The sequence below is a fragment of the Mesorhizobium sp. M0159 genome (genome assembly GCF_040322295.1).
Taxonomy (GTDB): Bacteria; Pseudomonadota; Alphaproteobacteria; order Rhizobiales; family Rhizobiaceae; genus Mesorhizobium.
Map to the genome: position 1 here is coordinate 350,519 of NZ_JAMYTF010000001.1, position 10,780 is coordinate 361,298.

At 59.5% G+C, this 10,780-nt stretch carries 12 protein-coding genes; 1 reads left to right on the top strand and 11 read right to left on the bottom strand.

Annotated elements, in window-relative coordinates:
* The first annotated feature begins 60 nt into the window (after positions 1-60).
* A complete protein-coding gene (locus tag NKJ32_RS01800) occupies positions 61-246 on the top strand; it encodes a hypothetical protein (RefSeq protein WP_352826680.1) in 186 nt (61 codons plus the stop codon).
* On the opposite strand, the gene NKJ32_RS01805 is transcribed toward NKJ32_RS01800, so the two are convergent.
* From NKJ32_RS01805 to NKJ32_RS01855, 11 genes are all read right to left on the bottom strand, one after another.
* Positions 243-1,820 (bottom strand): hypothetical protein, encoded by a 1,578-nt coding sequence (locus tag NKJ32_RS01805; protein WP_352826682.1) that lies wholly within the window; start codon positions 1,818-1,820, stop codon positions 243-245. The two genes, NKJ32_RS01800 and NKJ32_RS01805, sit on opposite strands and share 4 nt — an antisense overlap.
* 440 nt (positions 1,821-2,260) lie before the next feature.
* On the bottom strand, positions 2,261-3,607 hold the full coding sequence (locus NKJ32_RS01810) for a hypothetical protein (protein WP_352826684.1): 1,347 nt from the start codon (positions 3,605-3,607) through the stop codon (positions 2,261-2,263).
* 195 nt (positions 3,608-3,802) lie between these two features.
* On the bottom strand, positions 3,803-4,969 hold the full coding sequence (locus NKJ32_RS01815) for a hypothetical protein (RefSeq protein WP_352826686.1): 1,167 nt from the start codon (positions 4,967-4,969) through the stop codon (positions 3,803-3,805).
* The gene (locus tag NKJ32_RS01820) at positions 4,969-5,184 is read right to left on the bottom strand and encodes a plasmid mobilization protein (protein ID WP_352826687.1); all 216 of its coding nucleotides are present in this window, start codon (positions 5,182-5,184) and stop codon (positions 4,969-4,971) included. The genes NKJ32_RS01815 and NKJ32_RS01820 overlap by 1 nt, the downstream gene beginning before the upstream one ends.
* 313 nt (positions 5,185-5,497) lie before the next feature.
* Positions 5,498-5,710, bottom strand: coding sequence for a MerR family transcriptional regulator (locus NKJ32_RS01825; protein ID WP_352826688.1), 213 nt, complete (start codon positions 5,708-5,710; stop codon positions 5,498-5,500).
* Positions 5,711-6,273: 563 nt separating this feature from the next.
* Positions 6,274-6,762 (bottom strand): hypothetical protein, encoded by a 489-nt coding sequence (locus NKJ32_RS01830; RefSeq protein ID WP_352826690.1) that lies wholly within the window; start codon positions 6,760-6,762, stop codon positions 6,274-6,276.
* Position 6,763: 1 nt separating this feature from the next.
* The gene (locus tag NKJ32_RS01835) at positions 6,764-7,024 is read right to left on the bottom strand and encodes a hypothetical protein (RefSeq protein ID WP_352826692.1); all 261 of its coding nucleotides are present in this window, start codon (positions 7,022-7,024) and stop codon (positions 6,764-6,766) included.
* A complete protein-coding gene (locus tag NKJ32_RS01840; RefSeq protein WP_352826694.1) occupies positions 7,021-7,332 on the bottom strand; it encodes a winged helix domain-containing protein in 312 nt (103 codons plus the stop codon). The genes NKJ32_RS01835 and NKJ32_RS01840 overlap by 4 nt, the downstream gene beginning before the upstream one ends.
* Positions 7,333-7,548: 216 nt before the next feature.
* Positions 7,549-7,731, bottom strand: a complete 183-nt coding sequence (locus NKJ32_RS01845; protein WP_352826696.1) for a helix-turn-helix domain-containing protein — start codon at positions 7,729-7,731, stop codon at positions 7,549-7,551.
* Between the two features lie 114 nt (positions 7,732-7,845).
* Positions 7,846-8,847, bottom strand: a complete 1,002-nt coding sequence (locus tag NKJ32_RS01850; protein ID WP_352826698.1) for a hypothetical protein — start codon at positions 8,845-8,847, stop codon at positions 7,846-7,848.
* Positions 8,848-8,989: 142 nt separating this feature from the next.
* Positions 8,990-10,333 (bottom strand): tyrosine-type recombinase/integrase, encoded by a 1,344-nt coding sequence (locus NKJ32_RS01855; RefSeq protein ID WP_352826700.1) that lies wholly within the window; start codon positions 10,331-10,333, stop codon positions 8,990-8,992.
* Positions 10,334-10,780 lie beyond the last annotated feature (447 nt).

Here is a 10,780-nt window from a genome sequence, read left to right on the forward strand (position 1 = left end):
TTCTGCTCTCATTGGTTCGGTTATCTGGACAGCACGACTCGCCGGGCTTATGTTTTCGCGATGAGCAAGAATTTTCGCGGGTTCCTCATTGCCACCGCCTTCATTCTGATGTCGGTCACGATGTTCGGGCTGCATTGGCTCATGACCGGCATCGACAAGAACTTCGGTCTCGGCGTGGCCGTTGGAGTTCTCCTTGGGGCCGGCGTAATCGGTTTTGCCTCCAAGAGCGTTCGCGAAGCGGACTAGCGAGGCGGCAATGCCTGGCGCTGCTGTGTAGCTGCGACAGCCATCGACTGAATGAGTTCACGCGCCCTTTGCGCAGAGATATCCCCCCGGCGCTGCGCTGCCTGGATAAGCAGCACCTTGCGCGACACCATGGCCGGGTCGTTCGATGTAAGCAGGCGCGCCAGCTCCGAGTTTGATGCACGCTGAGACGCCGACTTGGCGCCGCCAATGACCCTATCCACCGCGTCGGCCGCAGTGTCGCCAAATCGAAGATTGAGCGCCGAGCGAACAATGCCCGGGCCGGTTTTGCCCGGAGCAATGTCCTGCATGGCAGCCGACCTTGCCGCCGTCTCGGAATTGCGCGTTACGATGTTGCTGGTATCGGCAAACGTGCGCTCCCGGTCGAGAATGGCAATGATGCGGTCGGCCCGGGCCTGGCCGAACAGCGATGCCAAGCGGTCGCGGTTCCAATCACCCTCACCCTTCACTAGCCGCTGCAGCGCCACGCGGTCATTGGCGTTCGTGCCAACAATACGATCGATTTCAGCACGAGCCCCCTGACGAAGCCGCAACGGAACCGCAGACGGGCCCATCGTGTCGCCTACTGGCACGGCACCGTTCGCGATATCGGCTTGAAGCTCAGCCGGCCTTGGTGCGGTGCGCCCGCTATCGAGAGCCTGTTGGCCGCGTTGCAAAGCTTCATTCTGCCGAGCGAGTTCCGCGAAACGCGCATCGATCCTTTTGATGCCAGGAACAGAGGCCGCAAGCCGGTTGTCGATGGCCTTGCGGGCTTCGGCGAGAACGGCGATGGCCTTCGGATTGGTCTCCGTCGCCAACATGCCGTCAATGGCCTGGCGTGTCTGAAATAGCGTCCCCGGATGCGGGTCGAGCACATCGGTGCCGTTGACGTTCAGCATCTTGCGCACAGTCTGGGCCGCCTTCTGGGCATCGCCGCGAAGATTGACGATCTGGCTTTCGAGATTGTCGGCTATGGGGGCGGTGTCGACGGCGCGGGCTTTCTGGAATGCCTTGGTGTATTCGGGGCCAAGCGCTTCCATGTTGGCTTTGTTTTGGGCCTGGATAGCCGTCAGGTCTGGAGCTTTGCCGATAGTGCTGTCGACGCCTTGCCTGATACGGGCATTGGCTGCGGCGTCGCGCGCGGCGATTGCGTCGCGGACGATTGCCTGCCCTTCACCGGGCGTCGCAGCAAGGGCGCCAGCCTGCCTTTGAAGGTTCGGCCCGAGATCCATCGGCATGCCACTATCGCCAAGAGCCTTGAGGCGAGGCGCCATGTCCAGAGCCGCATCTGACGCTGCTGCGCGACCGAACATGCGTTCAGCAGCAGACACTGCCGGGCCAGCATAGCGTTGAGCAACTGTGCCCACCCCCTTGCCGATCAATTGGCCGATGCCGGGGAACAGCGCACCAAGACCGGCACCCCACGCCGCACCCTCGGGGACGGCTTCGAGACCATTGCGAACGCCAGCATCAGCGCCACCGATTCCGGCGCCAGTGAGGGCGGAATAGAGCGAGCGGATGTAAAGCGGCGCCTGGCCGGCTCCGAAGGCCTCTGGAGCGGCCAGGACTGCTGGCATGGTGCCTGCCACAGCACCGGTCACCCCACCGGCTGTTGCTGTATGAGGGTTCTCGCGAATGACAGCGTCACCGTAGCGATTGTTTTCATCATACAACTCGCCGAATGATCTATCAGAGAAGGGCATTTGCATCGCAGCAGCGAGGGCGCTGGACGCCTTGTCGACAGATGGGCCGAGGATCGGAATGCCACGCAATGCAGCTATGGAAAACGCGCCAAGCCGATCGTTTGGCTCACTGACGTTACCAGTTTGGACGTTGTAGCCGGCAACACCAGGGTCATAGGCAGGGACGCCGGGCGGCTGATTTGTCGTCGGATCAACCGCTGTTGCGGGGACCATCTCAAAGCCAGGGGGAGGAGCGGGCTTGGCATTAGCTGCCGTTTGCCGGCGAGGGTCATCCACGATGACAAAGCCCGGCGGCGGGGGCGGTATCTGACCGTTCATTGCACTGGCACCCAGTTGCTACCGTCCCACTCTATAGTCTCGCCGGTCTGCCGGTTCACGGCTCGATTCCGGTATTTGCCGCCACCTGGAATGGCAGAGGGCGGATTTGGATTGTTGATCCGAGACGGGCCCGCATCGGAGCCTTGGCGCGTTGCCTCAAATATCCGGTCGCCGGTCGATTTGCCGTGAACGATGCGGAGCAAGGTCCGCTCGTAGTCGTCTAGCTGGTCCTGGAAGTACGGGGACTTGGGATCGAGCGCACCGGATTTGGCCGCAAGCATCGCGCCTTCTTTTTCTGTCACACTGCCGAGCGCGCCGCCGGTCTTGGATTGCGCCCGCATGGCGTTGAGGTTTTCGACAGTGGCATTCGACTTCAGAACATCGACCTGCCGATAAACCTCGGCAGCCGGGGTGTTCGGGATATAGGAGGCGCCAGCCCCAACCAGGCCGGTTGCGCCGGGCTCCTTTGAAAGCGTCCTGATTTTGCTTGCCGCGCCCGTGATGACATCTGTTGCCGTGGCAGCGTTTTCACCTTTGGTCGCATTGGCCAATGATTCATCAGCAGGACCACCCGGAATAGGCTGCATGGTCCAAGCGCCGGTTGCCTGGTCTTGTTTTGCCGCATAACCGGAAGGAATGGGGCCGATGTTCGGGGCGCCCGGCAGATTGACGTTAACGCCGCCTTTGTTGTCTTTCGTCCACTGCTCAAATGAGCCCCGATAGCCGTTTTGCTTGGCGAACTGGAAATTCTGGATGTCGCTGGTCGGTTTGTTTTCGTCGCCGCCGAGCTTCCCGGTCAGGATGTAATTCCTGCCCTCTGGCGTGGCGGGGTCTAGATTGTATTGCACGGCCACCGCAGCCCGCTGGTCGTATTCATTCGGCTCCTGGCTTTTCGACCTCTGAACGATGTAGGAGCGCAATGCGCTCTTGTCCGACGCAAGAACTGTGGCCGTGCCTGGATCAAGGCCCTGGCTTTGCAGCCACTTTGCCGTGACATTCTGGGCGGCACGATTGGGCGCGATGATGTTCTGCAGGAAATCACCAAGGCCGCCAAAACCACCAGATGCGGGCGCGGGGCCGGCATGGGGAGAGCTTTCAGGGGCCGGCGCGCCCTGCCTGAGCTGCGGAGGCGTTGCTGGCCGCCTCTGGCCCTGCGGAGGCATCGGCTGCTGCTGAGGCGCTTGCTGTGGCATCTGAGGGGCAAACCTCTGCTGCGCTTGCCGAAGCAAAGCAGGGTTGTTGTGGTCGCTAACGCCCTGCGAGGGAAAGCCCACGCTCTGCGCGGCCGCGCCCTGCATCCCGCCGGGGTTCAGGATAGCGGAAAGAATCTCGGTAAGGTCCATTTCAGCGTCCTTTCGCAGACTGCATGGCCGCAAGCGCTGCCGATGGATTTAGCACGGCAAATCCGAAGCCGCTTTCGAGCGGTTCCACCCCGGCAAGCCTCCCGGCGCGAGCGTCAGCGACTATGGAGCCGATCGGGCGGCATTCGTCGCGGTGAAGCCGCCAGAATTGCATGAGGGTTGGCAGAGCCGCGGGGGTCATGCCCATGCCCTCACGACAAGTCTCCAGTTGGCATTCGTAAAGGCACCGTTGCCACCGCCCGTTGTCTTGTTCAGAATTGACATGGTGGTGCTGCCGAAGCGAACGTTTATATTTGTCGCGTCAGCTACCAGAGAAACACCCTTGTTAGATGAGTTCTCGCTAGTGAGCGGAATTTCATCTCCAATACTGTATCCAAGTTCAGCCGTCGCGCATTGCAGGAACGCTATATACAGCTTTGGCTGCACACCAAGGCCATGAGCAAGGGTCAATGCCCCAGCATTCGTGATGGTCTGCTGTGCGCTTTCGAAGGACGCTGTAAAGGGCAACGTCGTCCAAGCCGGAGCCGTCGCGCCCGCATTCATCAGAAGAGCCTGGCTCGCAGTCCCCTTAGCAAGACGGGCCTTGACCTTCGCGCCCGTGAAATATTCGATGTCGCCGGACGCCGTGCTTGCCGGGATCGGAAGGAACAGCTTCGTCGCCGCGCCGTCGCCGATCGCCAGAACGTTGTCGTCCGTATCCCACTGGATATCGCCGTCAGCCGTAGGAGTTGGCGTTGCGCTCTGCTTCAGGGTCAGTGTCGGCGTTGTGAGGGTAGCCGTGGTCAGCGTCATGCCGCTGCCGGAGCCACCTGTGATGGTCGGCGTATTGATTGCCGGGCTGGTCAGGGTCTTATTGGTGAGCGTCTCGGCTCCGGTCTTGGTGACAAAGCTGCTGAAATCCATTGTCGGATTGAGCAACTGCCACCCGCCAGCGGAGGCGTTGAGCGCGCTCGAATACGCCAGCAGATAGATGCCGTCCGCTTGGATCTCTGCGCCTGAAAGAGCAGAGTCACCGCTCGCCGTCACTTTGCGGATCGACTTTGCTCCGATGCTATTCACATTGAGCGTTGAGGCTGCCGTGTTATCCGTAGCGCCTCGAAGGGCTAGGATCAGCCCGTCTGCATAGGCCGTGAACGCCGAATTTGCAGACACGGTCAAAACATTCGCGCTGCCACCGGCCGTCAGGGCGCCGCCGATGTCGCCAAGCAATTCAGCACTGCGGGCCATCATTTGCCGGGCGCTGCCGTTCACGGTGCTCGGCAATTGGCCTTCTTGCCAGTTGACGGCGCTATCGGCCGTCGCGTTGGAGGCGGCAACCTTGCTCCAGTCCCAGATAGACGACATTAGGCGGCAATCCCCGTTTCCTGGGCCGCAACCTGGCGGATGAAACCCGACAGGCTGAGCCCTCGTTGCATCGCAGCCGCGCGAAGGGCGCGCTTTTCCTCGGGCGAAACCCGGAGCTTGATGTTTTCAGCCATTGCTACCCGCAAGCGCATAAGGGTCGATCCTCGTTTGAAACCTGGATTGTTTTTACCAAAACCGGTGCCGGATAGCGTCACATATCATCGGCATTATCGGGCATCATCGACAGCTAACCCGCTGTTCTTGCGAGGCTTTCCCGCCCACTGTTACGCCACTGTTCTCAGTGCCTAACCCGCTGATGTCGGGACTGTTCGCAGTGCGGTGTTTCGGGGTAAGATAGGCGGCTATCCGGGACGAGGCATAAAGCGCTTTGTTTACATAGGCTTAGCAGTTCTTGCCTGTCTGCGCGCAAGATTGTTGTGTAAACAGCCCGTCTAACGCAATATTATTTCGTGCATTTAAAATGGGATAACCCATTGAAAACGTTAGGTTTGCGGAACAGTCTCCTTATTACCTGCCGACCTTGGCTGCCTGATATGCTCGCAGGCCCTCCGCATCACCTAGCGACACGAAGCCGAGCGCGACAGGATCGACGCGCCAAGGGGCTTTGGAATGCATCTGCTTGGCTATGCCATAGCGCTTTGCCCATCTGGCGATTGTTTCGGGGCTCACCTTGGCGAGGCCGGCGGCTTCCTTGAGGCTGATGAGCTTGGGGCTATCCATGAACGCCTCCGTTCTGCCCGGCCGCCTTTTCCGCAAGGTAGTCGGCCACGCTGATCGATCGAACCGGTGAAGCCGGCCCAAATGTTCCTGGCACCGCCTTTGCTGCTGTAGGGGCTTTCCGCTCGCCAGTCGGTACGGGGCAGAGGGTACGCTGGATCTTCAGCAGAGCAGGGAATAGGGGAGCCAGCCTATGGGGCATCTGCTTACCCTGCCGGCCGAGCCTCTTAGCCAGCCAGAGCGCTTGCCGTTCGCTCTTGAGGGCGCCAACATCAACCCCGTGCCTTTGCAGCCAGCTACGGAGCCCGTGTAGAGCCTCGGGCCATTCGTAGCATCTGGAATCTCCCTTGGAGGCCTTGAGGCCGTAGGGCGCTGCCGTGGGCGCTCTAGCCCCTTTCGTCCCTCCAAAGCCTCTTGCTGCCGGTGAGGGTGCGCCATCGTTCGAGAAAATGACGGTGTGTGTTTCAGTCTTGTTTCGGTCTCGGTTTTTGTCTCCGTCTCGGTCTCTGTCTAGTTTCAGTCTCTGTCTCTGTATATCGGAGTGCTTGGAAAGGGCTTTCATAGGGCTATCCCCTCCCGTTGCCAGAGAGGTAGTTTGACCCGGTTAAACGGTCGTTCCCTGGGAACTTCTCTCTTGCAGAAACCACGTTTGTCGAGGTCTGCGCCCTTGTCTCCAAGCTCTCTTCAAGTTCGGCCTCTGCGGCCTCCCGAACCGGGTCACTGTCCAGCTCGGAAATCAGCCGCATCACGCCTTGCAGATGCTTGGGGTTGGTTGTCGGGTTGTGGCGGAACCAACGCGGAATGAAGTACTCGAATGTTTCCGGGTCGTGTGCCACCAACTCGCAACCCACTAGCGGCGTGCGGGCCGCCTGCACTCGTTCGATAGGCCAATTAAGGTTCTCTGCGGCGTAGGCGTCGGGGAGCCTGAAGCACCCCGCGCTGGATTGATGCTCGCATGTGAGCAAATAGACGTAGAGCAGCCTTGAATCATCTGCTTGGCTCCGGAACCTTGGAGAACGCCACACCTTGGGGCTGATTTTGGAATAGTCGCGCACCTTAGCCTCCTCCAATCCGGCCAGATATGGACTTGAGGAATTGCAGCCGCTCCTGATAGGCCTCACGGGCAGCCTGCCGTAGATCCGCAGCGGTTTCGGGGGAGAAAACCGCACCACCGCCCATAATGGAGACGACGGTTGCAGCTACTTCCTCGAGACCTTCCGGGCTCTGGGTGATACCGCCATGGATATCGGAATCGGCTACAAGCTTGGCGAATGCGCGGGCTGCGTCTTTGATGAAATGGTCGCCGGGGGTCATCATGCCGCCGCCCTCGCCGTGTCGTTGTCTTCGAGGATGGCCACACTGGAGCGAAGCACATAGCGACAATGCGAGCCCGGATAGGCGCCGGCATGTGCTTCGTGGATGCTTTCGATTACAAGCCCGAAATCATGCCGCAGATCGTGGACGTACGCGGCGAACCGTGGCCCAGGATGCGAAATGGGAGTGCAGCCCTTTTCGCCCGCCTCGATAAGGCTACGAAGGCACCAGGCCTCACGGCCATAGATCGTCATCGGCTCGCCATCGGGCAGCACCTTGACGCGAACCCAGATTTTGCTCCTATGGGTCATGCAAGCCTCCCGCCAATGTGCGCCAGCTCGCAAACGAGCCTGGCGATGTGCAAGGGCAAGCGATGCTTGGCCGCGAGAATGAAAGCGGCGATTTCCGTTGCGGGGGATGCGGCGATTTGATAGTTTTGAAGCTGTCCAGCCTTTAGAACTACCGTTTCGCCGTGTCTGACGTTTGAGCCCGTCAGGCGCGGCGTTGCGCTATGGGGATGCATGGGCTCATCCCTCCATAACCGATGGTAGGTTTTCGATGTGCTTGCGAAGACTATCAGCCAGAATCAGCGTCCGGCGGCCCTCCTTCCGCGCCTCAATCTTCCGGGTCTTGATGAGTTCGTAGATCTTCGTCGGCCCAAGACCGGAGGCCTCCGAAGCGTTTTTGATGGTCAGAGATATGGCAGTCATTTCGGGTTCCTTCTTCATCATTCGCCAATGAACGCGGTGAATGTGGGAAGGCTAACCCGTTGTATTTTAAGGCCATAATTCATTCGAATTAGGGCACGGCAAGTCGCGTCGCGATTAGTGACTTAATAGTCGCCGCAACTCCTGACTTAATTCCTGCTGCAATTTTGAGATCTGGGCTTCATTGAGCTTTGGCCTGGGCCCCGGCTTTGTGGTCCATGAATTCGGCCAGACACTTCTGACCCGATGATTGCTCGCGTGGTATCCGCCGAAGTCGATTGCTGCGTTCAAGGTCTCTGTCATTTCCAACTGCGTGGGATATTCCGATGACGATTGCGACAGAAGAGTTTCAGCAAAGGACATCAGCTTTGTTAGAAACCCGTCAGGTAATGGCTTTTTGTTACCGTTCCCGCTCACATGGGGGCCGTCGGCTCCAAGGACCTTGAGGTACTTTTGCAAGCTGTCCCCGGTCAGAAATATCCAACTGTTCCCATCAAGCAATTCGCGTGGAAGCGAGGAAAACAGTTGCTCATGGAGGTTCGGCAACTGCTGGATGTCAGGGCGATCCAGATTCATCTGGCTCTCGACAAAACGCGGATATGACGCCCCTTCGTCTACCCAAAAATCGGGACTTACCGGCCGGTATTCGTTACCAATCCTGCAGACTGCGCGCAGAGCTTCATTCGCCAATGCGACCGTCATATGCGGCAAGACGCCACGAAACATATACTCGCTAGCTCGCGCGTTTCGGTCATGCTCGCGAAGCCTGTAAACTTCGAACGCGGCTCTCCACTCGTCGGGAGATAGCGGAGGGGCCATCTTTTGAGGAGATGAAAGCGCCTGTGGGCGATAGCCACGCAGCAATCCAAATGCATAATCTTGGTCAAACCCGTCTGTTACAATCGGATTGGGCGGGATTAGAACCGGTAACATAGACTGGCGCGGGATATCGTCATCCCATCGATCACCGAATAGCGCCCTCCCTACCTGCAGTATGGCATTGCCAAGGAAGATGTGACCACGCGTTTCAATAGGCCAGAGACCTTGATGTCTGCGGAGCCAAAAAGCATCCGAGCGCCGCCTTATCTCGTCGTATTGTAGAGCCAATTCCTGTTGCAATCGCGCACCTTCGCGAAGCACCCTTGAAGAGGGACCGCAGGGAAATCAGGAGGTGCGCCCTGACTTGTCGGCTGGCCGGCCTATCCCTGCGATTTCTGTCAGACCTTTTGAACCTTTTGAGTGTTCCGGTTCTGGGCCATTCCTAGATTTCTCGTCCTCGCAAATTCACCACTTTCCCCCGCTCCGAATCGACCAGCGGCACCACGGCGGCGGCGGTCAAATCGTCCAGAGCGTTGACTATGGCGGAGGCGTAATGCCGCTCAATCATCTTGTCGGATGTGTCATGAAGCTGCGCCACCAATCGCACAGGGAGCGCGGCCCTCAAGCAGCGAACGATGGACGAATGCCGCAAGGCATATGGCACGGTATCAGCGGGCAACCCGGCCTTCTTGACTACCAACGCCCAAGGCCGGGTCAACTCGGTCGGAGATTTCCAAGGCCCGCGACTATCCCGAACCCATTTTGGGCGTGCGCCTGGCTTCGCTTTTTCCTGTCGATGCCGCCACCGGTCCAAGAGCATATCAGCCGGCCGTCTGCCGGCGATAGACGGCCGCAAGGCCTCGATGACATCAGCGCCTACGCGTGTTGCAATATGTGTCGATCGCTTCTGGCCTCGGCCTTTGCGGGAAGTTGGAACCATCAGCCGTGACTGCGCTGGCTGCACGTCGCCTACCAGCATTCTGCTGACCTGAGAGAACCGGGCACCAGTCGCGGCAAGCACCACCACCATAAGGAACAGGTCGCCGTTCCATTCCTCTGCCTCATCCACTGCTTTTGCGGCCTCGATGATGCGCCGGATGTCGGCATCGGGGAGGGCTGCACCATCCCGCGCCGCCGCGGGCTCTGCCTCACCAACCCTAAGGCCTAGTCTGACAGTCATGGGATATGTTGCCGGGAGGCGCTTCAATGTCCTGGCTGGCAGCCCATTAAGCGCCGCTCGAAAGTCATTCACGATTCGCCGCACCGTCGAGATAGCGAGTTCAGCCCTCAAGCCTTCGCGCCAGTCGGCTAGATCCTCGTCGGTCAGCACATCGAGGCGTTTTGCCGCGACGGGATGGGAAAGCACATGCTGGCCTAAGCGGCCCTTGGCATCGTCCGGTCTGGCCCCTTCCTGTTTCATGGCGCGAGCCTTCCGGCCGGCCGCATAGGCCTCCACTATTTCGCGCACTGTGGGAATCGGAGCCTTGCCAGCATCCTGTTGCTTCTGGCGTTCGTGCTCTACGTATCGAGCCGCCTTGGACTTAGCCTGTTCGAAGTTCAGCGTTTCGACGCCATCGGCCGTCAGGCCATCGTCGGCAGCTCCAAGGCCATCCTGCTTGTATCTGCCATCAGGGAGACGCCAGCGCACCAGCCAGCGGCCTACTCGCTTCCCCTTCCTGTAGCCAAGATGAACCTCAGCACTCACGCCACGCCAATGCACGCCCTCACCCAAACCCTTCCGGGCGTTCGGGGTCGTCAATGATGCTTCGCGTAGGGTCTTCGACATCGAGGCGAACCAGATTTCGTCTAATATCCGTCGATTATACAGCCGCGCGCGACTGCGAACAATGGCGAAGATACTCCCTTCAAACGTGAATGCACAGGGAACAGAGAAAAAACAAAGGCGGTTGATGGCGAAGACAGCGCCTCTAAGGCTTACGCCCTCTCACGGCGGGAACAGGGGTTCGATTCCCCTTGGGCGTACCAAGTCTCTCCAAGCTCTCGGCAAACCATCAATCCGATCCATCGCCTTGGGTCGCGGCGGGTTTGGCTCATTGCCGCTTCCGGCGCAGCGGAGCCGATTGCATTAGCATTGCATCGTGGGTCTTGAGGCACAGCGTTAGCGGCGCGCAGAACGTCGCGCTGAGTGTACCCATCCGGTGAAGACCGCAGACGTGTATCCGGCGGCCATGAGGACCTGAGCACCGCGGTGCCGGCGTCAAGTTTTTGATGG

What these genes read in the sequence shown, in the direction of transcription:
- NKJ32_RS01800 (WP_352826680.1), top strand. Translation starts at nt 61, where the DNA reads ATGAGCAAGAATTTTCGCGGGTTCCTCATTGCCACCGCCTTCATTCTG.
- NKJ32_RS01805 (WP_352826682.1), bottom strand. Translation starts at nt 1,820, where the DNA reads ATGCCAGCAGTCCTGGCCGCTCCAGAGGCCTTCGGAGCCGGCCAGGCG.
- NKJ32_RS01810 (WP_352826684.1), bottom strand. Translation starts at nt 3,607, where the DNA reads ATGGACCTTACCGAGATTCTTTCCGCTATCCTGAACCCCGGCGGGATG.
- NKJ32_RS01815 (WP_352826686.1), bottom strand. Translation starts at nt 4,969, where the DNA reads ATGTCGTCTATCTGGGACTGGAGCAAGGTTGCCGCCTCCAACGCGACG.
- NKJ32_RS01825 (WP_352826688.1), bottom strand. Translation starts at nt 5,710, where the DNA reads ATGGATAGCCCCAAGCTCATCAGCCTCAAGGAAGCCGCCGGCCTCGCC.
- NKJ32_RS01835 (WP_352826692.1), bottom strand. Translation starts at nt 7,024, where the DNA reads ATGATGACCCCCGGCGACCATTTCATCAAAGACGCAGCCCGCGCATTC.
- NKJ32_RS01840 (WP_352826694.1), bottom strand. Translation starts at nt 7,332, where the DNA reads ATGACCCATAGGAGCAAAATCTGGGTTCGCGTCAAGGTGCTGCCCGAT.
- NKJ32_RS01845 (WP_352826696.1), bottom strand. Translation starts at nt 7,731, where the DNA reads ATGACTGCCATATCTCTGACCATCAAAAACGCTTCGGAGGCCTCCGGT.
- NKJ32_RS01855 (WP_352826700.1), bottom strand. Translation starts at nt 10,333, where the DNA reads ATGTCGAAGACCCTACGCGAAGCATCATTGACGACCCCGAACGCCCGG.